At 58.4% G+C, this 26,271-nt stretch carries 17 protein-coding genes and 1 pseudogene; 5 read left to right on the top strand and 13 right to left on the bottom strand.

All coding sequences use genetic code 11. The features are described from left to right. The first annotated feature begins 600 nt into the window (after window positions 1-600). The gene (locus K1Y02_14825; GenBank protein ID MBX7257631.1) at window positions 601-1,344 is read left to right on the top strand and encodes a DUF1080 domain-containing protein; all 744 of its coding nucleotides are present in this window, start codon (window positions 601-603) and stop codon (window positions 1,342-1,344) included. A gap of 188 nt (window positions 1,345-1,532) precedes the next feature. Here K1Y02_14825 and K1Y02_14820 read toward each other — a convergent pair whose 3' ends face one another. The 4 genes and pseudogenes from K1Y02_14820 to K1Y02_14805 all read right to left on the bottom strand — a co-directional run bounded on the left by K1Y02_14820 (window position 1,533) and on the right by K1Y02_14805 (window position 6,302). After that, entirely contained in the window at window positions 1,533-2,072 is a 540-nt protein-coding gene (locus K1Y02_14820) for a hypothetical protein (protein MBX7257630.1), read from the bottom strand. Between the two features lie 207 nt (window positions 2,073-2,279). Beyond that, a pseudogene (locus K1Y02_14815) lies at window positions 2,280-2,603 on the bottom strand (type II secretion system GspH family protein). A 258-nt stretch (window positions 2,604-2,861) separates the two neighbouring features. After that, a complete protein-coding gene (locus K1Y02_14810) occupies window positions 2,862-4,886 on the bottom strand; it encodes a beta-galactosidase (GenBank protein ID MBX7257629.1) in 2,025 nt (674 codons plus the stop codon). Between the two features lie 405 nt (window positions 4,887-5,291). After that, window positions 5,292-6,302, bottom strand: coding sequence for a LacI family transcriptional regulator (locus tag K1Y02_14805; GenBank protein MBX7257628.1), 1,011 nt, complete (start codon window positions 6,300-6,302; stop codon window positions 5,292-5,294). A 424-nt stretch (window positions 6,303-6,726) separates the two neighbouring features. Between K1Y02_14805 and K1Y02_14800 the strand changes: the two genes are divergently transcribed. Continuing rightward, on the top strand, window positions 6,727-8,337 hold the full coding sequence (locus K1Y02_14800) for a right-handed parallel beta-helix repeat-containing protein (protein MBX7257627.1): 1,611 nt from the start codon (window positions 6,727-6,729) through the stop codon (window positions 8,335-8,337). Between the two features lie 15 nt (window positions 8,338-8,352). Here the strand turns inward: K1Y02_14800 and K1Y02_14795 are convergent, their stop codons facing one another. Continuing rightward, on the bottom strand, window positions 8,353-10,551 hold the full coding sequence (locus K1Y02_14795; GenBank protein MBX7257626.1) for a DUF2961 domain-containing protein: 2,199 nt from the start codon (window positions 10,549-10,551) through the stop codon (window positions 8,353-8,355). A 613-nt stretch (window positions 10,552-11,164) separates the two neighbouring features. On the opposite strand from K1Y02_14795, the gene K1Y02_14790 reads away from it, so the two are divergent. Together K1Y02_14790 and K1Y02_14785 are read left to right on the top strand one after the other, a co-directional pair. Further along, complete coding sequence (locus tag K1Y02_14790) at window positions 11,165-12,403, top strand: Gfo/Idh/MocA family oxidoreductase (GenBank protein MBX7257625.1); 1,239 nt, start codon at window positions 11,165-11,167, stop codon at window positions 12,401-12,403. A gap of 59 nt (window positions 12,404-12,462) precedes the next feature. Next, window positions 12,463-14,406, top strand: coding sequence for a HEAT repeat domain-containing protein (locus tag K1Y02_14785; protein MBX7257624.1), 1,944 nt, complete (start codon window positions 12,463-12,465; stop codon window positions 14,404-14,406). Between the two features lie 68 nt (window positions 14,407-14,474). On the opposite strand, the gene aqpZ is transcribed toward K1Y02_14785, so the two are convergent. The 8 genes from aqpZ to K1Y02_14745 all read right to left on the bottom strand — a co-directional run bounded on the left by aqpZ (window position 14,475) and on the right by K1Y02_14745 (window position 25,764). Continuing rightward, window positions 14,475-15,179 (bottom strand): aquaporin Z, encoded by a 705-nt coding sequence (gene aqpZ, locus K1Y02_14780; GenBank protein ID MBX7257623.1) that lies wholly within the window; start codon window positions 15,177-15,179, stop codon window positions 14,475-14,477. A gap of 123 nt (window positions 15,180-15,302) precedes the next feature. Beyond that, window positions 15,303-16,010 carry a hypothetical protein gene (locus K1Y02_14775; GenBank protein MBX7257622.1) on the bottom strand — a complete coding sequence of 236 codons (708 nt, stop codon included), beginning with the start codon at window positions 16,008-16,010 and terminating at the stop codon, window positions 15,303-15,305. A 106-nt stretch (window positions 16,011-16,116) separates the two neighbouring features. Continuing rightward, window positions 16,117-16,983 (bottom strand): hypothetical protein, encoded by an 867-nt coding sequence (locus tag K1Y02_14770; protein ID MBX7257621.1) that lies wholly within the window; start codon window positions 16,981-16,983, stop codon window positions 16,117-16,119. A 31-nt stretch (window positions 16,984-17,014) separates the two neighbouring features. Then, window positions 17,015-20,092: an efflux RND transporter permease subunit gene (locus K1Y02_14765; protein MBX7257620.1), complete on the bottom strand. Its 3,078-nt coding sequence runs from the start codon at window positions 20,090-20,092 to the stop codon at window positions 17,015-17,017. Continuing rightward, window positions 20,089-21,372 (bottom strand): efflux RND transporter periplasmic adaptor subunit, encoded by a 1,284-nt coding sequence (locus K1Y02_14760; GenBank protein MBX7257619.1) that lies wholly within the window; start codon window positions 21,370-21,372, stop codon window positions 20,089-20,091. Before K1Y02_14760 ends, K1Y02_14765 begins: the two co-directional genes overlap by 4 nt. Then, on the bottom strand, window positions 21,369-23,180 hold the full coding sequence (locus K1Y02_14755; protein ID MBX7257618.1) for a TolC family protein: 1,812 nt from the start codon (window positions 23,178-23,180) through the stop codon (window positions 21,369-21,371). Before K1Y02_14755 ends, K1Y02_14760 begins: the two co-directional genes overlap by 4 nt. A gap of 364 nt (window positions 23,181-23,544) precedes the next feature. Next, window positions 23,545-24,312 (bottom strand): radical SAM protein, encoded by a 768-nt coding sequence (locus K1Y02_14750; GenBank protein ID MBX7257617.1) that lies wholly within the window; start codon window positions 24,310-24,312, stop codon window positions 23,545-23,547. Window positions 24,313-24,336: 24 nt separating this feature from the next. Beyond that, window positions 24,337-25,764: a hypothetical protein gene (locus K1Y02_14745; protein ID MBX7257616.1), complete on the bottom strand. Its 1,428-nt coding sequence runs from the start codon at window positions 25,762-25,764 to the stop codon at window positions 24,337-24,339. 302 nt (window positions 25,765-26,066) lie between these two features. On the opposite strand from K1Y02_14745, the gene K1Y02_14740 reads away from it, so the two are divergent. Further along, window positions 26,067-26,271 (top strand): hypothetical protein (locus K1Y02_14740; GenBank protein ID MBX7257615.1); only part of this gene is annotated, 205 nt, incomplete at its 3' end.

The following is a 26,271-nucleotide window of genomic DNA, read 5'->3' as shown; positions in this document are numbered from 1 at the left end:
CCCCGCCAGCACAAACGCCGCCGCGGCAAAGAAGATGATTCGTCGTGAGTTCATCATGATAGGAGTCTCCCTTGGTACAGGCAGTCTATGACGATACGGACCGCAAGGCAAGGGGGAAAACACGAAGAAAGGGCTGCTTATCCGCGCAGTACCACATGATCATCGCCAAAGGCGCTACGCATTCCGCACGGAGGGCACTGAGATACACCGACCTCGACAAGGAGCACGACTCTCCCTCTGCCTGGGCGAGAGAGGTATTGGTGAGAGCCCACGCATTCCGCACCAAAGGTACCAGACATAGAAGCTTGGTGAGGGCCTACATACTCCGCACCGAAGGTGCCGGACATAATAGCCTGGGGCAGAGTTTGGGAAAATTCGTTGCGAACGAGCAACGAACAATCTCAAACGCCGCCCTAGGAAACCGCCCCCCAAAAGGCGCATCGCCCTGAAGGGGCCCCTCACGCGCAATACTTCGCGCATACGCACCCGCGCTTGTTCTATAATCCCTGCACGTACCCCATGTGCCGGAGGCGGGGGTAGGTCCAGACTAAGACGATTATCCTCCGTAGACAAACACAGACGGTTGAGGGGAGTAACACTATGAAGAAATGGATTCTGCTTGGAGCGTTGGTTGCCTTGCTGCCGATGGCGGCAGTTGCGGCCCCGCCCGCCGGCGACGGTTGGGTATCGCTATTCAACGGCAAAGACTTCACGGGCTGGAAAGTACCGGCGGGCGCCGCGAAATGCTGGTCCATCGTCGACGGCACAATCGACTGCGATCCCAAGTCTCCGCTCGAAGGCGAGACCGCCCTGTGGTCCGAGAAGGAATACGGCAACGTTGAGATCTACTGCGAATGGAAGATTAAGCGCACCGAAGGCACCTACGACATGCCCACCGTCCTTCCTGACGGCTCAGATAAGAAGGATGCAAACGGCAAGGTCATCTTGACGCCCACGCCCAATGCAGACAGCGGCATCTACCTTCGCGGCACACCCAAAGCGCAGGTCAACATTTGGTGCTGGCCTGTCGGTTCTGGCGAAGTCTACGGCTATCGCACCGACACCGCCCAACCCGCGGACGTTCGCGCCGGCGTGACCCCAAAGAAGAATGCCGACAAACCTGTCGGCGAATGGAATACCTTCCTCATCACGATGAAGGGCGACCGTCTCACGGTAGTCCTCAACGGCGAGAAAGTCATCGACAACGCGCAACTTCCCGGCGTGCCCGAGAAAGGCCCCATTGCGCTCCAACTCCACGGCGGGTACAACGAAGAGACCAAGACCTGGAACGGCGCATCCAGCCTCGTCCAGTTCAAGAATATCTACGTCCGCGACGCGAAATAACGCAAACGCTGGATTGGCATAAAGCCCCGGAGACCACCTCGGTCCTCCGGGGCTTCTTCATTTCTTGTGTCTCGCGCCCCATAGGACCTATAGGTCCCATAGGTCCCATGAAAATGCTTCGCTTCATGGTGCAGACACGTTGCGCTACCAGACGCCAGCCCGCTTCCGCGAAATAAACAACGAAGCGGTTATTCGTATCCACTCCAAAGTGGTGTGTAGAGATAGACGTACTCGCGCAACTCATCCGTACCGTCGCCGTTCTCGGCAGGATTCTCAATCGGCGCTTTCGCCTGGTATTTCACAAACTCAACGTGACCGTCCATATACAGCACATTACAGCCGCCGGGCAGGTGATTGAACTGACCCGTCGCAACCACCGGCGGATCCCAATCGTCGTTGTGCGCCGCCCACGCGTCGTACATCAAGAATATCGTACTCTGCGCCTGGGCTGTCGCCGCAGGGTTGTTGATGTCCGTAATAAAAAATCGCTCAACCCCTTCCCGCATCCGGTACAAGGTCGTTGGCCACGCTGCCCCACCGTCGTCGGTTGCCCACCAGTATTCACTGGTTCCCTGCATCTGCGACTCGGAAATGTCCTCCATGTGCATGCCGCCGACATACTGCTGCGCGCCGTATCCAACGCATCCGACGCTATCCAGATTGGGCGCATTGACTTCTCGAACCAATCCTTCCCAAATCAGTCCGTATCCGTTAATGATCTGCACCATCAATACCTGCCCGGTCGTCCTGGTCGCGTTGGGCAAGTACACATACGAGACTGGAGTCGAAAGCTTGATGTTGAGACAAAGTTGCGCATCCTGCGGATTCGCCGAAGCCGCAACCTTCTCGGCTACATTCTGTATCTCTTGCGCATAGTCTTCATTCTGAATGAATCCGTTCGGTGGCCCATCCGACCAGACGGTCACCTTCGTCCGCGCGTCGGACGGACAAAGAGCAATATTTGGATCGGTCCAGTAATCGGGATAAATCCACTCGCTGCCAATTCCTGACCCATAGAAGAATCCAGAACCGTCCACCACCGGTATCGTCGTCATGCCAGGCGGAAACTTCTCGCCCTTGGCTTCGTTTGCATACATCTTGCAGATGAGGCCCCACTGCTTCAGATTGTTCGCGCATGAGGCCCGTCGCGCCGCTTCGCGTGCGCGCGCCAGCGCAGGAAGCAGTATGGCCGCAAGAATCCCGATGATCGCGATGACCACCAGCAATTCTATTAGCGTAAATCCTCGTTTACCGGTCATTGTCGACACTCCCACTATCCACTCTCAGGGACTTTAGAATGCCAAGAGTTCGTTTCTTATTATACCTTCGGGAAAAAACCGGCCAAGGCCCACTCTAGCTCCTTCACCTCCTTTCAGGATGCCCTCAAGGTAGTCTCATTCCTCGAAGAAGCCGCTGCGCACTCGGTTTCTTCCGTTAACTTATGTATCTCAATCCCAAGCATTTAGTCCGTACAGCGGCCCGCTGGCCGGCCGTACCGTCCGCACCTGCCGTGCACCTCAGACGTGTTCGTATGTGCTGGGTTCCATCTCGTTTTCCAAGTCCTCCTCCGACCCGAGCCACTGATAGATTCCAACTCCAAATCCGGGAAGCGTAATCCGCCCGCCCTCGCATGGCGCGCCCAACAACCGAAATACCTGCTCGGAAACTCGGACAGTCCGCTCTTCGGACGCAAGGTTAAGGAGGAACAACACCTTCACCCCATCCCGTTCGCGCCACGAGACATCCACTTCCGCGGGCGCATTCACTACACGTTGAACGCCGGATTCGTCCAGAATTGAGGTCAGCAAATCCTCGTAGAAAGCGGGTTCACCAAACGCCCCAAAATAATAGGCGGTTCCCGCTCCAAATCGATTCTTCGCCAACGCCGTCTCGCCCTGGAACGGAGCCTCCGTGTACACGGCTATGCTCTCCGCGCCTTTCAGTGACAGCGCATCGGCCCAACACGTCACGCGATACAAACGCCCTTTCGCGGTCTCCACCTTGATCTCGGCCGAACCCAGCGGGTCGTAGTCGTCCACTTCAAGCCCGACAAGCTCACTCAAGAAGGCTGGCAATGGTTCCGTACGGCACACGTTCTCCGTATTCTTCACTCCCGTGCGCGCGCCCACTATCAGGGTCCCTCCTTGGCGCACATAGCTTTTGAACCGGTCGGCCTCAGCGCTCGATATGATGTGCCAGCCAGGCAGAATGACCAATCGGTATTGCGCCAAGTCCACGGACAAAGGAACGATATCGACATTAAGACCTTGCTGGCGCAACGCACGATAATAACGGCTCACTTGGCGCCAAATGTCGAGTCCCTCTGCCTGCGGCTGAATCTGAAACGCATAGTGCTGCTCATACGAGTTGAGAATGGCCACCTCGCTGCGCACCCCGGTCCCATCCAATGTCACGGACAACGAATTCACTTCCCGCGCGAAGTCGCTCAGCGCCCAATACCTCCTGCGCGGCTTCCCATCGTGATTCAGCGCCCCGTGCCAGAACTGCTCGGCTCCGTACAGACACGACCTCCACCGGAAAAACACCACCGCGTCCGCCCCATGCGCGATCGTCTGCCACGCCCAACACCGCAATTGCGCGTCCGACGGACGGCGCCCCATTCGCTCCCAACCCGTGATGCCGTTCTGCTGCTCCATGACCCACGGATTACTTTGTTTGATCCCGCGCATCGCGTCCGCAGTCATGTCCGGGCCCATGTCGTTCACAAACCAAGGCGTGCTCGGATAGTTGTCCCAACAGACAAAATCCAGATTGCGCGCAAGATCGTAGTAATCCATGGAGCCGTGCAGCCCCATCAGGTTGTGCGTTACGAATCGCTCCGGTGATTTGGCCCGTAGAATGTCGATCTGCTCTTGCTGAAATCGCACCGTCGCTTCCGACTGAAAGCGGCGAAAATCGAGCTGCAGCGAAGGATTGTGCGCGTCCCCGCACTTCACTTCCCAAGGCAACGGAATCTGCTGCCACTCCGAGTACTCATGACTCCAGAACACCGTTCCCCACGCCCGATTGAGTGCGTCGAGCGATTCGTACCTCCCCCGGAGCCATTCATGAAACCTCGCCTGGCAAACCGGGCAGTAGCAGAGATTGCCTCCAAACTCGTTGTCTGTCTGCCACCCAATCACGGCGCTGTGATTTCCAAACTGCGAGGCCATCGCATCTACGATTAATCGCGAGTGCCTGCGCATATCGGGATTGTTCAAACACCGCTGCTGCCTCGTGCCAAAGCCAAGCCGGTAACCCCGCTTGTCCGCGGGATAAATCTCAGGATACTTGGCGTGGAGCCAAGCCGGCGGGCTCGCCGTAGGCGTTCCCAACACACACGCAATACCGGCACTTTCCATCATCCCCAGAACGGTGTCCAAGAAACCGAACTCGAAGCGCCCCTCCTCGGGCTCCATTCGAGACCACGCGAACTCTCCCATTCGGACAACACGGATCCCCGCGTCGGCCATCTGAGCGACATCCCGCTCCCAACGCGAAGGCTCCCAGTGCTCAGGGTAATACGCAACTCCTACACGCATTTCTTACTGTCCACCCTTCCTCAAGCAATCTCTCGATCAGAACCCGGAGCGCCCGGTACAGCCCAGAACCACCTCAAACCTCCTCACGGCGTCCAAAGTTCGGTCTATCGTACAAAATTTACTATATCATATTTTGCACTATAGTTCAATCACATTATCGCCCAAAAGAATTAAATCCATAAATACAATCCAGTCAAAACGTTATGAACTAACCAGTCACCGATTCGACTCAAGGCAGGTCTTCTCGTCGCACAGACTCCCTGAACAGGGTCATTCTCGTGTGCACTGTCTTTTGGCGTTGTTGATGGGGATACGAAATGCTGTAACTCGGACGAAACACGGAATCCTTCTTACCGTGCTCTTCCCCGACGCGCACAATGCGAGTACGGCGCTCTACTAACTGACTTAGACGGAACGGACAGACGCCCGCTCGATAAGCGCATGCTCGATTACATGCTCCATGTGACCCCGGCGATGCTTGCCGTTGATGATCGCCAGCAGCATCTCCGCGGCAATTTCGCCCATCCGGCGGGGAAAGACCGACAGTGTGGTCAGCGGCGGGCCCAACACTTCACCAAGCTCGATTCCATCGAACCCCACAACGCTGACGTCCTCAGGAATTCGCAATCCAAGCTCATATGCGGCCCGGTAGACGCCAATAGCTACCAAGTCGTTGCAGCATTCGATCGCAGTCGGCCGGCTCGCCGAATCCCGAAGCACATTCAACGCGGCCTTGTATCCATCGTCCGACGTGTCCCCTCCTCGCACAACCATCGAGCTGTGAAACTCGATATCGTGCGCCACCAGGCTCTCCATAAAACCCAGAATCCGCTCCTTGGCGATAGCCGATTGACTGGGACCTGTCAGGCACAATATGCGACGATGGCCCCTCGATATCAGGTAATCGGTCGCATCCCTGCTGCATTTTCGGTCATCGAACCACACCGCACTCGTCTGCACCCCCGGCGCCCGCATAATCGTCACCAGCGGCCTGCCCAATGCAACCACGCGCCGAATGTGACTCTCGTACCGGGCCATCTCACCCGCAGCCATAATGTATCCGCGGAGGTTGTACTCTCCCAACGCATCGAACGCGGCAATCCCCTCTCTGGGGTCAAGGTCGGTCCCATAATGCAGGAGATGGTGGAATCCCTCGGGAGCAAGCACCTTGTCGATGCCTGTAATCAACTCTGTGTAAAACGGATTGTTGATATTACCGATCACCGCCCCGATAATCTTCGACAGCTCGGCCACCATTGAACGCTGTACAAGCCCGTTCTGGTAACCGTGCTCGCGCAAGACTTCCAGGACTTTTTCGCGGGTTTTTTCGGTAACACCCGGTTTGCCACCAAGCACGGCAAAAACCGTCGTTCTCGACACTCCGCTTAAATCGGCAATATCCTTAGCGGTGAGCATTTTACAAAAGCACGTTTCGGGTTCCGAGCTAACCAATCCTTACTTGAACTATCGTATACCCAACACTTGTTGAGTGTCAACCGATCCGAACATCCCCGCCTCAAGACCAGAAAAAGAGATGAACTGCATTCAAAACGCAGAAGCATAAAAAGCGAACTATCGTTCACTCACGAATTTCAAGAACTACAAGATATTCGCGATTTTCTACAAACCCCGCCACATCGGGAACCGCCTACTTCTTTCCACTATCTCGGTTGCGCGGCAGACTCAGCCAACTCTTTTTGCCAGGTCGATCATTCATCACCCCACGATACGTCCCACAAAAGAGGTGAAATCCGTGTCTTCAATCAGTCTAATAGTGTCCACCGCAGTACGCAGCCTGGATTAGATTGGACGAAAGATGACTCCAAGCGGAAGAAACCTCATGAGAGCACTGGCCATCCTCACCGCAGTGATTGGAGAAGCCTGCGGCAATCAGTTCTATATCAGCCCATTGGGAAACGACTCCAACAACGGCTCCTCACCCGAATCTGCCTGGAAGACCCTGTCGCGCGTGAACAAACAGAGACTCGAACCGGGCGACACCGTCCACCTTGACGGCGGCCACGAGTTCGAAGGAAACCTCGTTTTCGATTCCAGCGACTCCGGCCACCCATCCAATCCGCTTACCGTCACGTCCTACGGACAAGGCCGCGCAACCATCCGCGTCGCACAAGGCGACGGCGTATTCGCGGAAAACCGGAGCGGCATCCACCTGAAGAATCTGACAATCCGCGGGCCCGGCCGAACCGACACAGATGGCGGCCACGGTATCCACTTTGTGGCCTCTTCCGTCAACGGCGAGAAATATGCAGGTATCCTCTTCGACAATCTTGATGTAAGCGGCTTTTCCAAGAATGGCATCTTCATTAAATCGAACCATGCCTCGGACCCCGGATTCTCAGACCTGTCATTATCGCATTGCGAAATCCACGACAACGGACTCAACGGCGTTGAAACCGCTGGGGTCTTCCGCCGGGGTAGCACGCCAAACTTTGCGCACAAAAACGTGACCGTCAGAGACTGCTCGTTTCACCACAACACAGGCACGCCGGGCTTACCCAGTCATTCCGGCAGCGGCATCGTCCTGGCCTTCGTCGACGGCGCGCTTATCGAGTACTGCGAAGCCCACCACAACGGTGGACTGAACAACGCGCCCGGCGGCGGCCCCGTCGGCATTTGGGGATGGGAGGTGAACAACCTCGTCATCCAGTTCTGCGAATCGCACCACAACGAGTCGCAGGGCGGCGATGGCGGCGGATTCGACATCGATGGCGGCGCGACCAACTGCGTCATGCAATACAACTACGCGCACGACAACGCAGGCGCGGGATTCGGCATCTTTCAGTTCCACGATGCGCACCCATTCCGCAACAATGTCGTCCGCTACAACATCAGCCAAAACGATGGCCAACGCAGAGGCGGCGGCATCGGCTTCTGGGCAAACGCTTCAAATGGCGGTATAAACGACACCCGCATCTACAACAACACCGTCTACGTCGGCGCGACGCAGAACGGCGCGGGCATCGACGACACCCTTGACTATGAGGGCCAGACGCACATGCGCAACGTCCAGGTCTTCAACAACATCCTTGTCACCGCGCCCGGAAAGAAAGCGATCAACATTCCGATTCCCGGAGACGCCTGGACGTTTCGAGGCAACTGCTACTACACCTACGGCGGACCTATTCAGATCGCCTGGGGCACCGACACGTTCTCGTCGCTCGACGCATGGCGCACATCCACCGGCCATGAAAGAGACTCGGGCCTCGAACTAGATCCCCGACTTATCCAACCCGGCGTGGGGCCAACCATCGGTGACCCGCGCAAGCTCCCCACGCTCACCGCCTACAAACTCAAATCCGGCTCGCCTGTGATTGGCAAAGGTCTCGACCTCAAGACACTTTTCGGTATCGATGTCGGTGCGCGCGACTACTACGGCGGCCCCATCCCCGCAGGCAACGGTTTCAGCATCGGTGCCCACGAATCCCCGTGACGTCCGCTTGCCGAGCTATGGATATTCAGGCGCGACGATGGAATACGCGACATACCGCAACTCACTCCACGCGGGAGTCTGTGGAAACGCGATTCCCGGCGCGAGCGGTCTCACTACCGGCGTGAACTGCACGCGTATACGTATCGCATCGCGCCCCGCCGTCAACGTGCTCCCAATCAAGAACTCGTCGTCGCGAAACCGGCGCTCCGATGTCTGCACGTTGTGCTGGGTGGCACCAAGTTCCTCTTTGGGATTCGAATAGATGCACGTATTGGAACCGGCTAAGTACCACACGCCCGCGCGCCGCCACTTCGGCTTCGCATCCCCGGCATCGCTCACGAACACCTCGGCGCGCTGGTTGGGATACGCGTAATCGAGCGTACGCCGGAGCAGCACACCGTGATTGTCCGGCCGCACGCGCATTGTGAACTCCGAACTCCCCGTCGTGTGCCGGCCCGTCTCGTCATGCTCGGGCCACAACGTCTGCGGCCCACCTTCAAAGACATGGCACACATCCTCTGGATCGGACCATTCGTAGCGCGACGTAATGCTCTCGGGCTCCGAGGCATCCGGCGACACGTAGTTGTGTATTTGCTCGCACGCCGGACTCCCAACATCCAGCTCATCGCTCCGCACCAACGTTGCCGACGGCAGGCCATACCAATACGCGACGGTCTCGTAATGCTCCTTCGACTGATTCACGGCGCCGTGTTCGAGCCGCAACACCGCGCGTTTCCCAAACGGCATAAGGTCGGACAACAAGAACCGATACGCCGATTCGATTCTATCCTTCGCATGCTTCGCGGACTTCTCGTCGCGCGCACCGCACGGATGCCCCGCAAACGGCAACGTCATGTTCCGTCCGCCCCAATAATCGCCGCCTCCGCCCCACTCTTCGGTTCCCGTGCCGTAACACTGCGGCGTGCGGCTGTCATCGAAGAAGAAACGCGGATCGCCTTCGAGCGTATTCAGGACCGCGTTGTGCGAAAAGATCCACGACATTCCGACAAACTGCCCCGACCAATCGCTCTGCCCTTCCGTCCCTTGCGTATCGAGCACCAGCAGGTCGACTCCAGGCACGGGTTCGGGGCGATCGACATACGTTGCGTGGAAATACCCCACATGCTCGGACGATTCGCGGTATGGAACGTGGATGACGCGTACATCAACCTGATCGATCGCGTCTGCGCCCGTGTTTTCGATGGAGATTGTCGCGCTCTTCTGAAACGGCATAGGGAAAAAGCATGCGAGCGTCACACGTTCCGCATCGTACTTCACATAGATCGGAAATCCCTTCACGAGATACTCACGTTCGCCGCAATTGTGCAAGGTCCCCGCCGCGAAGAACAGGCACAGCGGCGCTTCCACGGACGGCTCGGCACGATTGTCCCACGTCATTCTCAACCGAGCGCGTTCGATGGACTCCGCCTGGGCGCGCGGCACGGTAATTGTGAATGCGCGAATCACGCGAGGCCCTATCCCTTCGATGCGCGCCACCTCGTTGATTCCCGGCTGCAAGCTGAATGCCCTCGCAGCACACTCCCCGCCTTTCTTCTTGGCATCTGCTTCGGAGAAAAGCGGTGTCCCGGATTTCTCGATGAGCCGAATGACCTTGCCGCTCGGCGCTACGCTCGCGTTCCACGGTCGAAGCGAACGCGACAACCGCGCGCCGGGCGCATACTGATGATAGATGTAATACCCCGTGCCGTAACGCGTCCGCGAATACGCCATGCGAAACGACTCGTCAAACGCGATAGGCACCCAACTCAGGTCTGCCCCTTTCGTGTCCGACCACGTCCACGCCAACGGATTCGGCAATGCGCGCTCCGGCAAAAACACCGAACCCGGCACAGGACGATTTGGATCGGCCGTCGAACTCTCGCGAACAACGAAATCCTTGCCATCCACTTCGTAATGCCACGGGCTACCATGCCAATGGTTGTAGCGCGCAAAGTAGAGGACGCCCGGCCCTTCGACATCGAGCGTCACGTTGAAATCGTCCGCTTCCTGATACAGGAAATGGCTCGCGTCCGCGCCCTCATTGCCGCCCGCGCGATCGTACGTGCTCCGCATATACGCACGCACGCCGACACGCTGATACGGCCAGCGATCCCACATGAGAATGGAGTCTTCGCCAACCGGGATAACAGGGAACGGCCCCGAGGCCGACAAACTGAGGATTCCAATAGCGAACAGCGTTGCAGACGTGATCACGGGCAGACCCCTCCCCACACGGTGTCGGTCCCCCCGCGCCCAGTATACGAGGAATGTTACGCATATCAAAGGAAGTGAAGACGCACGCCGCGGAAGGCGGGTGCTACCGAATCGCAGCCGAGGGCGGCTGTGCCACGTTGACTGTCATCCTTCGTCCGCCTCCGGCGGACGAAGGATCTGGCTTTAAGACAAAGTGGCGCTCGATTCCGCGGCGGGACTGAGACCTGCGGTCACGAAGAGTGGCGCGGTCCGGAGACCGCGCCACAACAAGAACGCACACAAGGCTTGACGCAATTCATGGCCATATCAAAGACGCCCGGCACAGAGACCGGGCACTACACAAACACATGGACACCTAATGTGCGGCAGGCATCTTGCCTGCCTTTTGGTCTGGTGAGTCCATCCGCTCCCTTCCCTTAAGAGGATCTCCGGACCCTTGATGCGGTATTCTCCTTGAATTGTTGTTTCCTGAATGCAGGGAGGGCGGTTGCGCCTGTCTCTGAAGCACGGATAGGGGAGCCGTCGATCGCGTGATTGGCGTGTCCCGCGCACAGTGAGGGAGGTTATCGTGGAGAAACCAGGACTGAAGAAGCCGTGGACGCGCCGGCAGTTCATGCAGAAGGCCATGGCGGCCGCGGGCGGGTTTGCCGTTGCGCCGAACATCATTACGTCGGGCGCGTTGGGCGCGGCGGGGCGGACACCGGCAAGTGAGCGCATTACGGTGGGCGTCATCGGCGTGAGCGGGCGCGGGCGCGACGATATGCGCGCGTTCATGGCGCAGCCGGACACGCAGGTCGTCGCGGTGTGCGACGTATACAAAGAGCGCCGGGACATGGCGAAGACGCAGGTCGATCAGCAGTATGGCAATCAGGATTGCGCCACGTATATCGACATGTTGGAGATGTTGGACCGCAAGGATATCGACGCGGTGCTCATCGCGACGGGCGACAATTGGCATTCGGGTGCGTCGATCATGGCGGCGCGCGCGGGCAAGGACATCTACTGCGAGAAGCCGTTGAGCGTGTGCATCAATGAGTCGCGGGCGGTCGCAGAGACGATGCGTAAGCTGGGCCGCGTGTTTCAGTGCGGCACGCAGCGCCGCAGCCTCGGCAACTTCCGGTTTGCGGCAGAGTTGGCGCTCAGCGGCAAGCTTGGCAAGCTAAAGGAAATGCACGCGGAAGAGTCCTCCGGATTCCAAGTCCTCGATTACTCCATCCTCCCGGAAGAACCGGAACCTCCGAAGGACGTGTTCGATTGGAACCGTTGGCTGGGACCCGCGCAGTGGCGTCCGTATAACAGCAAATATCCGACGCGCGGATTCTGGAGCGGTCACGTGGATTTCAGCGGCGGCTCGATCTGCGAATGGGGCAGCCACACGGTCGATCTGTGCCAATGGGCGAACAATACGGACGATACGGGTCCGGTGGAGTTTTGGAAAGAGGACAAGTGGCATTGCGCGCGGTATGCGAACGGCGTGAAGCTCGTCATTCGCACGGGACTCCGGTTCGGGTCGTGCCCGGTGCGTTACGAGGGCGAGGAAGGCTGGGTGGAAACGGGCGACTCGGGCCAAGTGGACGCCTATCCGAAATCGTTGCTGGGCAACAAGGGGTTTGACGGGGGCTACCCGCAAGACAATCACGTGCGCACGTTCTTGGATTGCATCAAGACGCGGCAACAGCCGAACGCGAACGCGGACATCGCGCACCGTTCGATCAGCGTGTGTCACGTCGCGAATATCTGCAAGCGTCTCGGCCGTCCCATCAAGTGGGACCCCGTGAACGAAGTGTGCATCGACGATCCCGAAGCGAACCGCCTGACGTCGCGGGCGTATCGCGAACCTTGGTACCTCTAGGTCAAATCGCACGAAGCTCCGCGCGAGTTTCGTTTAGCTCTGTAAGAAAGGCATAACACATGACACGCACACGATTGACGGCGGCCTGCCTCGCAGCCGCATGGATGGCGGTGGCGATTTGCGCCTTGGGCGTCGCTCCCGCTGCCGCGGACGACGCCACCGAAGACCAATGCATCGCCGTGTTGACGGGCGACGCGGGTTGGCAGCCGAAGTACGAGGCTTGCTATCGCCTGCGGCAGATCGGCACGGAAAAGTCCATCCCCGCACTCGCTTCTCTCCTCGGCGACGAGAAGCTCTCTCACATGGCACGGTACGCACTTGAGAACATGCCGTTTCCGGAAGTGAAGGATGCATTGCGGGACGCACTGAAGAAGACCTCCGGCGCGCCTCGCATGGGCGTGGCCATTTCGCTTGGCGTATTGCGCGATGAGAAGGCCGTGCCGCAGTTGGCTGGCCTGTTGAAGGATTCGGATACGGACACGGTGCGCGCTGCCGCCGGCGCGTTGGGCCGCATTGGCACGCCCAAAGCTTCCAAGGCGCTGTTGGCGTTCAGCACCGGCGCATCCGATGCGGTCAAGCCTGCCGTCGTTGAAGGATTGCTCACGGCGGGCGAGCGCTTGTTGGCGGACAACAAGGCCAAAACGGCCGTGGCGATTTATGAAACGTTGCTTAAACCGGAATGGCCGGAGCAGGCGCGCGCGGGCGCGTTTCGCGGCTGGGCCGTCACGGAACCGAAGTTGACCACGGAGCGCGTGCTTACGGCGCTGCGCGGAGAGGACACGGTCCTCCGGGATGCCGCCGCGCTGGTCGTCGCATCGACGAAAGGCGCGGAAGACACCGCGGCGTATACGGCGGCGATTGCCGCACTTCCCGCGGCGGGCCAGGCGGCGTTGCTTCGCGGTCTCGCGAATCGTGGCGATGCCGCCGCGCACGACGCCGTCGCGGCGCTCGTTGCAAGCAATGACAAGAGTGTGAAGCTCGCGGCAGTCAATGCGCTCGCGAAACTGGGCACTCCGAACGACGTGGCGGCTCTTGCCGCGTTGGTGGCCTCGGACGACGCGGAAGTTGCGCAAGCAGCCGAATTCACGCTCGCGAACGTAAAGGGCAAAGACTTCGACGCCGCGATAGCCGCGTCCGCCGAATCGACGCCCCCCGCTGTCCGTGCGCGCCTGCTGGTGCTCCTCGCGATTCGCATGTCCGAACTGGCCGTGCCCACCGCCGACAAGGCGCTTGCCAGCGATGACGCGACCGTGCGCGGCGCGGCTCTGAAAGCTCTGGCGCAGTTGGGCAAGAAGGATCAGGTTCCTCTCGTGGTTGATGTGCTCAAGAAAGCCGCGGACGATTCGCAGCGGACGGACGCGGCGGATGCCCTCGGTTCGATCGGCGCCGTCATCGGCGACGAGGCCATGCCCGCCATTCTAGAAGGGATGAACGGCGCGACGCCTGAAGCGTCGATCGCATTACTGCGAACGCTGGTGCGCATTGGCACGCCCACCGCGTTGGATGCGGTAATTGCCGCCATGAAGGGCCCGGATGCCGCAATTGGCGACGAGGCAACAAAAGTCTTGTCGAACTGGCCTTCGGCCGATGCCGCCCCGCACTTGCTGGCCCTGGCGAAAGACAAGAACGCGACGCGTCACGATCTCGGTCTGCGCGGTTACGTTCGGTTGGCGCAAGCCGACGCTTCGCTCGACAACAAGGCGACAATGCTGACCACGGCGATGGACCTTGCCCGCCGCAAGGAAGAGAAGTGGCTCGTGCTTGCCGCGTGGGGCGCGGTGCCCTCGAAGCAAGCCATCGACGCCCTGGTGCCTTTCCTAAAGGACGGCGACATTCGTAACGAAGCGGCTGCCGCACTCATCTCCGTTTCGGCGGCCCTCGTGAAACAGTCCCCCGACCGCAAGGACGTGGCGTCTCAAGCCCTCAAAGCGGTCCTCGACAAATGCAAAGACGAAGGCATTCGCGAGCGCGCCCAGAAGACTCTGGATAGCTTCGGCGGATAACCGCTACGCCAAAAAACATATCAGGCCTCGGAGCATCGGCAACACGGTGCTCCGAGGCCGTTTCGTTACTACGCGGTTCTCTCTTCGCCCCCAATCGCTTTGTAAGCAATGCCGCCGAGCACCGCGCCGAGTATCGGCGCCACCCAGAACATCCACAACTGCGCCAGCGCCCAACCGCCCACAAACAACGCGGGACCCGTGCTTCGGGCCGGGTTGACCGACGTGTTGGTAACCGGAATGCTGATAAGATGAATCAGCGTGAGGCCCAGGCCAATGGCAATCGGCGCGAAACCGGCTGGGGCGCGCTTATCCGTGGAACCCAGGATGATCGCGATGAACATGGCGGTCATCACGACCTCGCAGACAAATCCCGACAGAAGGGAGTATTGGCCAGGTGAATGCTCACCGTAGCCGTTAGAAGCCAGCCCGCCCGCCAGCGAGAAATCGGCCTTGCCGCTGGCTATCACGTAGAGAACTCCTGCCCCGGCAATCGCGCCGAGCACCTGAGCAACAACGTACGGTACGAGCCTGCCGGCGGGGAAGCGTCCTCCGACCACCAATCCAACCGACACTGCCGGATTCAGATGACATCCGGAGATGTGTCCGATCGCAAACGCCATGGTGAGCACGGTGAGTCCGAACGCAAACGAGACCCCCACCAACCCTATCCCCACTTCCGGAAACGCGGCCGCCAACACAGCACTACCGCAACCGCCAAGAACGAGCCAAAACGTGCCAACGAACTCCGCTGCAAGCGATTTTCCTATGCCCATCTTGCCTCCTTTAGCGCGAAATCCACGCCGGTAGGACCCTTGAGAACCTTCACAGCCATAATCCTATAGTAAGAATAGGGTTCTTCCAAGGGAAAAAGTGGAGGCGAGTACGCCGCATCGCGGCTATTCGGAGACTTTCAACTCGATTTGCCCATGGGCCGTGGCCACATATTCCAGTAGGGTGTACACAAAGACACTGACGCCTACCATCTCGAGGCCCTCTTCAATCGTCACGCAAACCGTGTACAAGGGGCCCATGTACTTGCCCGCCGCGTCCAGCGTGCCTTCGTAGAGCTCCATGCACAAGGCCCCACTGAGAAAAAGGACGCCCGAAACCACGAACAACACGGCCACGCGACGGGGCAGAGCAAGCAGGAATCGGGAATAGAGTACAAACACGGCAAGCGCAAACAAGCCCCCGGGGACGACCCACAGGTAGTACAAAAGCGCGTTGACCTTGCCTCCCCGTGCGGCGACCAACGACACCATCACGGTTCCCAAGCGCTCGTGAATCTGAACGGTCTCATCGAGCGCGAAGTAACTGCATAGAATGCAGATACCGGCCCAATAGACGACATGCTTCGTCGCGGCGCGGCGTTCGCAAAGGGTAATGAATCCCGAGACTGCCCCCGACATCAACCACAAGATGGCAGACCAGAACGAAGGCACGTTGAATTCGTCTTCGACGCAGAACAGAGGAACGAGCCCCTTGAGGTTCGCGTGACCAAACGCGAGCCGGGATATCTGCCCGACGCTGTGCAACGCCAGAAGAATGCCGGTTATCGTCAGCAACACAAACAAAACACGGCGCGTAGAAATATCCACTTCCATGGTATCTGCCAGCTCCCTGCCTGATCACCCAGCAAGCAGGTATTACGTTAGCACGACCGAAGGGAAACTGCATACTCCCGTGTATACCCCTGACCGCGAAGCGGGATTACCCCGGTTCGCCAATCGCGAAAGAACCCGATATCTCGACAGCCCGCCCGCCCCACTTCTTGACGAATTCCTTCGGATCGTGCAGCGCCTTGCCGGAGGAAGGATCCCATATTTCCGCGCGGCCGTCTTCCATGCGGATATACGCAGCAGCGTGCCCGTCAGCCTCTGTCCCCGCATGCACGAAAATCACCGCAGGCGGCCGGATTCGAGAGATATCACCATCCGGGACCCTATGCTTCCGGCACTGAAAACCCAACGCGCTCATGCCGTACACAACCTGCGCGGGCGAAGTCCCGGCATCGGTTGTTCCGAGCAGCGCCACCATCTCCGCTTCCGTTTTCGGTTTCCCCAAGTACCCTGCAATGTTTGCGCAGGCGGCTGCCGCACACGTGGAGCCGTTCGATTGCATAATGACGCCATCCTTGCCTAGACGCGGCGATCCAAGTTCGGGAGGCCGGACCAGGGGGCTGCCCTGAAACACCGTCTCCGCAACGGCCAACACGCAGACACCGAAGAACGGGACGAACCAGCGCAGCTTGCTCTTCGTCCGCGCGGCCAACGTGAACACGGCGACGAACATGAATACGATGGTCGCCAGGTTAATTGTCCAGAGCCCCGGCACGCTCCAATACTCGACGGAGCCGGGCAAGTACCAGGAAATCGCGGGATAGCTGCGCGCCTTAAGCAGCAACACGTTCGTAGCAAAGAAAACGAGACACAGGACAAGCAGTCCCGGCGCCGACGAAACCTCGACCTTGCCGCTCAGGCGAACACCCCGGCGATACAGCACGTTCCCATACCGCACCGCCGGCCAAACCACGAGCAGCGCAATCATCGCATCGAGAGCAATCGGAGTGGCGTTCACGGCACTAAGGCACCCCTATTCCTAGCGCTTCTTACGCAGGCTGACGCTTCCGGCGAAAACGGCTTTGAATCGATTCAAGATAAATATAGACGACCGGCGTAATGTACAACGTCAGCAGTTGCGAAAATATCAGGCCGCCCACCACGGCAAGACCCAATGGACGCCGCGACTCGGAACCCGCTCCCATGCCCAGCGCAATAGGCAAGGTGCCCATGAGTGCGGCCATCGTCGTCATCATGATGGGCCTGAACCGGATCAACGAGGCGCTGACGATAGCGTCGAACGCATTCATACCGCGGTTTTCACGCGCATCGATGGCGAAGTCGACCATCATGATCGAGTTCTTCTTCACGATACCGATTAGCATGATGATCCCGACAATGGAGAAGATATTGAGGTCCATGCCAAAGAGCTGCAACGTCAAAAGCGCGCCCACGCCTGCCGCAGGCAAACCAGAGAGAATTGTGACCGGATGGATATAACTCTCGTAGAGAATCCCCAGAATGATGTAGATGACCAAGACGGCCCCCAGCAACAGGAATCCCATGCCTCGCATCGACGCTTCAAACGCCTGCGCCGTCCCGAGAAAGCTCGGGGATATCGATTGCGGAAGCAAGGTTGAAGCGATCTTCTTCACTTCGTCCACCGCGTAACTCAGCGAATATCCCGGCTCAAGATTGAACGACACGGTCACTGCCGGCAATTGCCCCACGTGCGTGACCGTCAGCGGCGCAACCGACTTTTTGAGACTCGCCACCGTGTTGAGGGGTACTAATCGCCCCTTGTCGGAACGAACATATAGCAATGACAATGCCGACGGGTCCAACTGAAACTCGGGTTCGAGTTCCATGACAACGCGATACGTGTTGTTGGGTGCATAAATGGTTGAAATCTGACGCGAACCGTATGCCGCATACAGCGCCGTCTCGATTTGCCTTACAGTCACACCCAACGCGGATGCCTTGTCACGGTCAATATCGATATCGACCTGCGGACTGGAAATCTGTAGATCGCTGGTCACGTCCAAGAAACCGGGAAGCTCGCGCAGTTTCTCTTCAAGCATCGGCGCGTAACGATACAATTCCGAAGTATCGGTCCCCTGCAGCGTGAACTGATATTGGCTCTTCGTCAGCCGCCCTCCGATCACAATCGACGGACGATTCTGGGGAAACGCTCGGATTCCGGGAACTTCGGCGAACTTCGTGCGCAACCCTTGAATCACCTTGTCGATTGGCTCACGCTCATCCCTTGCCTTAAGGTGAATAAACATGCGGCCGGCATTGCTGGAAGACGAGGAAGATCCGCCGCCAACAGCCGACATGAATCCATCTACATTTTTGTCGTCGCAGACGATTTGTGCCAGCGCCTTCTGATACCGCGTCATTCCCTCGAAAGATATCCCCTGCGCCGCTTCGGTCGACACGAAGATCTGCCCGGTATCTTCCAACGGCAGGAATCCTTTGGGCATCGCTACAAATAGGTGTCCCGTGAGGTAGACCAGCGGGATTATGGCAAGCAAAGTGACCAATCGGTGGCGCACCGCAAACTTAAGGGTCACCTCATACATACGCAGACCTGCATTGAAGAGTTTCTCAAGCAGATTGTAAAAGAAACCATGACTTTCGGATGGGTTGTGTCGAAGAAACCGGCTGCATAGCATCGGCGTCTGGGTTAAGGAAACGAATCCCGAGATGAGAATGGCCACCGCGATTGTCACGGCAAACTCGTGCAACAACCGGCCAATGATACCTCCCATAAACAATACCGGGATGAACACCGCCGCCAAGGAGAGTGTCATTGACAGAATCGTGAACCCAATCTCTTTCGACCCGTTGAACGACGCCTCCATCGGAGACTCGCCACCCTCCATGCGTCGCACGATGTTCTCGATCATGACGATCGCATCGTCGACGACAAACCCCACCGACAAAGTGAGCGCCATGAGCGACAGGTTGTCCACGCTGTACCCCAGGAAGTCCATGATCGCAAAAGTGCCCACGATGGAGAGTATCAGCGCCAGACTCGGGATTACGGTGGCCGTGACATTCCGCAGAAACAAGAAGATCACCAACACGACAAGGCACATGGTCAGCACGAACGTGTGCTTCACGTCGTCCACCGATTCACGGATCGACTCGGAGCGATCGACAAGGATCTCCATGCTCACGGACGCAGGAAGCTGTTCCCGAAACGTCGGCAATAAATCCTTGATCGATTGAACGACCTCAATCGTATTTGTACCCGGTTGACGCTGAACCGCCAGCACAATCGCGCGAACATTGTTGTACCAACTGGCAATCTTGTCGTTCTCTACGCTGTCTGTGACTTTTGCCACGTCGCGCAACCGAACTGGCGCCCCATCCCGCCACGCCACGATGACGGGTTCATACGCCTTGGCGTCCGTCAACTGTCCCGAAGGCTGAAGCGTGTACGCCTGATGCTCCCCCTGCAAATCGCCCGCAGGCAGATTCACGTTGCCCGACTGAATCGCGCTGACGACCTCGTCGATTCCAATCTGGCGCGACGCAAGCGCACGCGGATCGATCTGCACGCGCACGGCGTACTTCTGCGCCCCGTAGATCTGTACCTGCGCCACGCCGCTCAACATCGAAATGCGCTGTGCAATGTACGTGTCCGCAAATTCGTTCACCGTGGACAGCGGCAACACGGGCGAAGTCAGCGCAAGAAATATCACAGGTGAATCCGCAGGGTTCACTTTGCGATACGTAGGTGGACTCGGCATGTCTTCGGGCAGATCGCGGCTCACGCGCGTGATCGCGGCTTGAACGTCCTGCGCCGCGGCATCGATATCGCGGCTCAGCGAGAACTGCAACGTGATGTCCGTGCTGCCGAGCACGCTCGTCGATGTCATCGAGTCGATACCCTCGATGGTCGAGAATTGCCGCTCCAATGGCGTCGCCACCGACGCGGCCATCGTCTCGGGATTGGCGCCCGGCAGGCCGGCGGACACTTGAATTGTGGGAAAGTCGACGTTCGGCAAGTCACTTACGGGAAGGGCAAAGTAACCACGCGCGCCCATTAAGAAAAGGGCAATCATAACGAGCGTCGTCATGACGGGACGACGGATGAAGATCGCGGAAATACTCATCCGCTTTCAGCTCCCTTTGCCTCGCCATCATCGAGAATCTTAACGGTCGCCCCTGGAGCCAAACGCATCTGCCCTTCGGTTACCACTGTCTCGCCAACTTCGAGCCCTTCGGTCACCACCGTCTTCCCATCTTGCGTCTCGCTTGTCTTTAACTCGCGCATCGCGACAGTCATGTCAGCGCCCACAACATAAGCATACGTGCCGTTCTGCCCCACTTGGATCGCCTCCGACGGCACGACGACTACGTCGGCGAGCACGTCGATGTCCAAGACGACACTCACGTATTGACCCGGCCACAAGCGCATGTCCTCGTTCGCAAACGTCGCTTTCAACCGGATAGTACCGGTACCCGACTGCACTTCGTTATCGATGAACGACACCTGCCCTTCAACGGGCGCGCCCTCCTCCTCGGGAATGGAGGCGCTCACTTTCAGCGCCCCGCTTTCCATGGCCTTCTTCACCTTGCTCAGGTGAATCTCGGGTAACGTAAACGTCACGTACATGGGCTGCGTCTGATTGATGATTACGAGCGGTTGCGTGTCATTCGCCTTGGCCAGATCCCCTTTGTGCACCAGCAGGCTGCCGGTCTTCCCTTTGATCGGCGAACGAATCGTGCAATAGTCAAGCTGAAGCTTCGCGTCGTCAATGGCCGCCGTATTCACACGTATCATTTCGGCAGCCGACTGCACCGCCGCCTCGTCGGCTTTCACCGCAGCCTCCAGCGCCTCGGCATTTGCTTTCGTCTGGTCGTATTCTTCCTGCGAAATCGTCTTCCGCGACAGCAACTCCGTATCGCGAGCAAGCTCCTTCTTCGCGTTGGCGGCCTGCGCCTTATCTCGCGCAACCATGGCCTGCGACTGCTGGTGCTCCGCTTGCACCCGCGACAAATTCGCTTCGGCTTGTTTCAGCGCAACCTCAAACGGACGCTTATCGATGATAAAAAGGACCTGATCCTTCTCGACGACATCGCCCTCGTTGAACATGACATCGGTGACGACGCCGGATACCTGCGACTTCAACTCGATCGTCGAATACGCCTCGCCCGTGCCAAACGTGCGAAGCTGCACCGGCACACTCGCGACCGTCGCTGCCGCAGCCCGAACCGGCGTCGGCGGTTTGGGTCCGCCCGCATTGGGCCCGCCATTCTGCTTCTTCGAACATGCAGCAGGAAAAAGTACAACCATTGCCAAGGAAACCGCGATTACGACCGTTCGCATCATCGGCAAACGAAGCTTATTATCGAGGACACGTTTCATGGCAATTCCGTTGGATACCGTCACTGCTCTTCTCCGTTCTCAAATTCCGAATCCATGCGGATACCACGGCGTTCCAGCAAAGTCCCTTCCGCCGCATACAACGCCGTGAGCGCCTCAATGTATCGAACGCGCGCGGTTACCTCATCCACTTCCGCTTGAATGAGATTGCGCTGCACAATTTGCACGTCCAGATTCGTGGCTTTGCCCACGGCATTCCGATCCTGAGCAATTCGAAGCTCTTCCAACCGGCTTTTGACGGCCTCCTGCGTCGCCCCGATTCGCTCCCACTGCCGCTCGACTTCCACCACCGCCTGCCGCACTTCCGTGGAAACACCCTGCTCCACGTCGGAGACCGACGCGCCCGCTTGTGCCTGCAACAGCTTCGCACGGCTATGCCTGGCTTTCTCTCCGCGATACAGAATGGGCGTCTCGAAGTCCAATCCCACGCGGAAATTGTCGAAGTCGGGCGAATCCAAGAACGCCGAAGAATCGCTTGACGAGGTCCCCCGGCTTGTTCGGCCATACGTTGCGGTGAGGTCAAGCCGCGGCATCAAGTTGTTTCGCGTGCGCACGACATCCAAATCGCGATTCGCCAATTCCAACTGCGATTCGTACAACTCTGGGCGATACTGCATCGCAAGCTGCTCACTCAAATCCGGATTCACCGCAATCTGCGCCACATCGGGCTGATCTACCGGTGAAAACGTTATATCCCAGACCCGGTCCGACTCCGGATTCAGCAGCCGGATCAGCGCTAGCGTCTGCGCGCGAATCGCCGCGCGCGCATCCGTCAAGTCCGCCGTCCGCGACGCCTTCTCGGCCTTCGCCGACATCACGTCACCCTCGACGATTTTCCCCACCGAGAATAGGTCTTGGTTGCGCCTGAGTTGTTCATCCGCCAGCGTAACCGCAAACTCTCGGATCTTGAGCACTTCCTGCGCCAGCACGAATTCCCAATACGCATCCTCTACAAGCCCCGCGAGTTGAAGTACCCGGCGCCGGAATTCCTGCTCGCTCTGCGCGGCAAGGTTCTTCGCTTGCTTCAATTCGACGAGATTCACATCTAGTCCCCGGCCACGCAACAGCGACTGCGTAACGCCCAGCGTCCATTCCCCGAGGTAATCGTCAGGCGCAAGGTTGGTATCCGTATGCGTGACCTCGCCCGTGAGAAACACCAATGTTCCCGTTGGCAGATAGTTCTGCAGGATGAGGCTGCCGTTTGTGTTGTCAGTCTTGATGAACGGATGCTCAGGTTGTTCCAGCAACGCGGCGATTCCCTGCAAATCACTCAACGCTTGCCGGTTCAATTCCACGCCTTGAAGAATCGCGTCAATTAGCGGCGTCGCACTCGACGAACCGCTTCCCGAACTCCCGCTGGATTGCGTCCCATTGCTGCTCAATAAGGACGTGGCGCTGCTTTTCGTGCTGTAGGTTGCCGCGCGTTGCCGCGTGTCGCGTCCAGTCGACAACGTGCCCATCAACTTGGGATCGAACGCCGCGCGCGCCTCAGGCACAAGCGTCTGTCCCACTTGAGGCCCGTACCGCGCCACCTCGATGCTTCGATTATTCGTTATCGCCGTCAGCAACGCGCCGTCCCGCGTTAGCGCAATCGGTTCACCGCCTTTCGGTTTAACCATGAGTTCGTCGGATCGATCGCGCAAAGACGGTGCTTGCTCTAAAGAGGTGGGGGCAGGCTTCGATATTGGAATCCGTTCCGCCGTGAAGCGGTCTTTTCCCGTGGCACAGCCGTTCACCACACACATCGCCGCTGCAACGGCTATCGCCGCGCGTGCCACGCACCGGGCACACTCGAAACGTCTGTGCTTACTCATAGGCTGCACTAAACCGCAAAGAAGGCGGCAGATCATATTCATGTTGTCGTTTCGCTCGAACACAAGTTCCAAGTGGGACGGCCCACCTCCATGACACATTACCCCCCGTGCCAAAGGCAACCAACTGCAACCGTTCCACACCGTGCAATACCGAACAAACACTCCCTGTGGAGGGGAGTACGTTCGCAACAAAGGCTGTATCGGCTCGGCAAATTGCGGGGTCAATACTACTTGCCAATATGCGCCATCTCGGTTACAGGCGGGTTCCCCAACCAATCGTTCCTGCACCGAGGACCCAGTATAGCCCAAATGGACAATCTAATTGAGAGAAGAGCCCCTGTCGCAGACAATACACAAAGCTCGCCTACGATGCTTCCTCACGCGCTGCCCACACCTCGCTGCCGACGCGCAGTGCGCCGCCTTCGAACCAGAAAAAGTCGACGGTTTTCGAGTGCATCATGTCTTTCCGCTTGAATACCGTGAAACCAAGAACGAGGTGCTTCACATTTGCGCACGCATCGTCGTACACGTGCGCGGGTATATCCAGCCAATCGGCATTGTCGCGACCGCCCCGGCCTTCCGGAATGAACTTGTAGAGATGCCAGCCGTGGACCTGTCCGCCTTGCCGCTGATAGTCGGCGATGAACGAGCCCAATTCGGCCAGACCGTCGACATTTTGCGAAGTAACGACGGTCGATAGGGTCACCGACTTTCGGGCCTCCAACAGCGCCCGCAGCCGTTCGAGTATCAACGCGTGATGCCCCGGGCCGTGCCGGCGCAAGGCGTTATGAACATTCTCGTCAACGGAATCGAGCGGGAGCACATAGCGGTCGAAGCATGCCAGCGATTCGTATGACTCCGGCATCGCAATTCCATTCGTGCCCACTTGTACGAAATGGCCGTGCTCCTTCGCCGCGCCTGCCAGCGCAACGGTGTCATGCGGCCATGCAAACGGTTCGCCCCCGCCGAGAACGACGTTGCCGATGCCGCGTTGCTTGAGATGAGTAAAGAGCTGCGCGCCTTGCTCGAAGCTCATCGTGTCCATGCTGTTCTCGGTGATGCAGAACGAACACGTCATGTTACACGCGGGATGCAAAAAGACAACCGCTATGCGATAGGGTGAATGGGTCACGCGATCAGTCTCAATTCGGCAACCTTAGAAGGACAGCAGGCATTGCCAAATGTACAGGTATCCCAGGCTGTCGGTCTCTTCCCAAATCGACTTCACCAGATTCTCATCTCCACTGAAGGAACCGATCTCCGCCTTCTTTTCTTCCCAGGGGATACACGCCCCAGGCTTACGAATCCGCGTGCCCGCCGGGCCAAACGGCGGCGGATCGGATGCAGGCGCTCCGAACGCCACATCGGGCATCGGCGACGCCGCTCCGTCGTACACGCCGTACTCCCGCGTGAAGTCCGTCATCGCCCGGACGTTCTCGACCTTGGAATCATTCTGCATGATCGCTGACGCATCCATGATGTAACCGCCATCCTGCGCCACGCCATCGATGATCTTCTTGCAGCAATCGCGCACCTCGTCCGGCGTGCCAAACGCCAGCAGATAATTCGGCACACCTCCGCTCAGACAGAACTTGTGCCCAAGAGCCTTATGTGCCTTGAAAATGTCCGAGCGATCTACATGAAACACGATACTCCGATCGGGCAACTCCGCAAACGTGTCCAGGTGCGCATCCCAATTGCCTTCGGCATAGAACAGAGTCTGCTGCCCGTGCCGCCACAACTCCTCGATGATCGGTTTCAACGTCGGCCAATAATAACGGTCGAAATGCTCATACGAAATAAACGGCACACACCCGCGATGCATCCAGAACCCAATGGGCAGGTTCTTTTCCGGGTCCGCGCCCGACAACGCCACGTTGTAGAGATGCGGCATCAACGCCTCGCACGCCGCCAGGACCTTGTCCGGTTGCTCCACCAGATCGGACATTAGCCCCAAGTAACCGCGCAGCTTGTCCGCGATGATGTCGAAAGGCGCCTTGAATATTCCGGCAATCGCCGAGGGGGTTCCGCATTCCCGCCGCATCTGATCGATCTGTCCGGGGAACGCGCCGAAGTACGAGAGCATTGCCATGCCGCCCTTGAGAAACGACAGATTGTTGCGAAACGTCGCCGGTTCACCCGGTCGCGTTATGTCCTTCGCCACGCGCGGCAACCACACATTGAACAGGAAACCGGTCGGGTCCTCGATCAGTTGATCGTACTCGTCGGCCCGCATGAAGGCCTCGGCCTCTTCCGGCTCCCGATACTGAAAGCCCGTTTCCGGCGGCACGTTTATGCCCGGCACGCCGTAGTACCGCAACCCTATGGCCTCGGTGAGCCCCGTCCACACATACACCATATTCGGAACCGTCGCATCCCAATCGAAATCGAGCGCGCACTTCCGCGTCGCTTCGAAGGCATACCGGTAATCATGCGTGACCTGCTGGCAGGTATAACCCGTATACGTCGAAATGAACTCCGCCACAAACGGCCGAATCGGCACGCGATCCGGTTTTCCGTTGCGCATGGCCGTCACATAACGACGCAGCCGCTCCGCATACAATTGTTCTTTCGATTCGGCCATGGAATGCCTCCCCCTTCTTATCGCGGTTGCGCGTCGCGCCCGTACAACGCCAAGCCCATATAATAGGGAGGTTGCTGCGCAGGGGCAAGAAGACCTCGCTAACTCAGATTTGAAATATGGATTCTGGAGACCTTCGGTCACAGGAGCGGTCTGTTGCGGAGGATCTGGAGACCATACCGCAACAAGCTTGCTCACGCCCAAAAGGCAACACACACTCACTGCATAGTAGAAGCTGTCTTCAAGGCAGCAATATCCCAGTTTAACGTGCTACTCTACGCGCAGGGGGTCACAGGAGATCGAATATGACGCCGCTATCTCTTTGTCTTCTCGTTTTCGCTACTTCGTCGGCCCCTGCCCCCAATACCGATATTGTTGTGCCAGTCATCGACGGAGAGTTCTGGCAAATAGCCGGCAACCCCGACCTCGGCAAATACACCACTCCCAAACAGCAACCCGTGGATTTCGCCATCTGGCAGGCTGCCGACGGCACGTGGCAATTGTGGTCGT

Source organism: Candidatus Hydrogenedentota bacterium, from assembly GCA_019695095.1.
GTDB lineage: Bacteria > Hydrogenedentota > Hydrogenedentia > Hydrogenedentales > SLHB01 > JAIBAQ01.
The sequence above is the reverse complement of the archived record's forward strand: the minus strand, read 5'-3'. Positions and strand labels throughout refer to the sequence as shown.

What these genes read in the sequence shown, in the direction of transcription:
- K1Y02_14755 (MBX7257618.1), bottom strand. Translation starts at nt 23,180, where the DNA reads ATGAGTAAGCACAGACGTTTCGAGTGTGCCCGGTGCGTGGCACGCGCG.
- K1Y02_14810 (MBX7257629.1), bottom strand. Translation starts at nt 4,886, where the DNA reads ATGCGTGTAGGAGTTGCGTATTACCCTGAGCACTGGGAGCCTTCGCGT.
- K1Y02_14825 (MBX7257631.1), top strand. Translation starts at nt 601, where the DNA reads ATGAAGAAATGGATTCTGCTTGGAGCGTTGGTTGCCTTGCTGCCGATG.
- K1Y02_14775 (MBX7257622.1), bottom strand. Translation starts at nt 16,010, where the DNA reads ATGGAAGTGGATATTTCTACGCGCCGTGTTTTGTTTGTGTTGCTGACG.
- K1Y02_14790 (MBX7257625.1), top strand. Translation starts at nt 11,165, where the DNA reads ATGCAGAAGGCCATGGCGGCCGCGGGCGGGTTTGCCGTTGCGCCGAAC.
- K1Y02_14745 (MBX7257616.1), bottom strand. Translation starts at nt 25,764, where the DNA reads ATGGCCGAATCGAAAGAACAATTGTATGCGGAGCGGCTGCGTCGTTAT.
- K1Y02_14785 (MBX7257624.1), top strand. Translation starts at nt 12,463, where the DNA reads ATGACACGCACACGATTGACGGCGGCCTGCCTCGCAGCCGCATGGATG.
- K1Y02_14820 (MBX7257630.1), bottom strand. Translation starts at nt 2,072, where the DNA reads ATGGTGCAGATCATTAACGGATACGGACTGATTTGGGAAGGATTGGTT.
- K1Y02_14805 (MBX7257628.1), bottom strand. Translation starts at nt 6,302, where the DNA reads ATGCTCACCGCTAAGGATATTGCCGATTTAAGCGGAGTGTCGAGAACG.
- K1Y02_14800 (MBX7257627.1), top strand. Translation starts at nt 6,727, where the DNA reads ATGAGAGCACTGGCCATCCTCACCGCAGTGATTGGAGAAGCCTGCGGC.
- K1Y02_14765 (MBX7257620.1), bottom strand. Translation starts at nt 20,092, where the DNA reads ATGAGTATTTCCGCGATCTTCATCCGTCGTCCCGTCATGACGACGCTC.
- aqpZ (MBX7257623.1), bottom strand. Translation starts at nt 15,179, where the DNA reads ATGGGCATAGGAAAATCGCTTGCAGCGGAGTTCGTTGGCACGTTTTGG.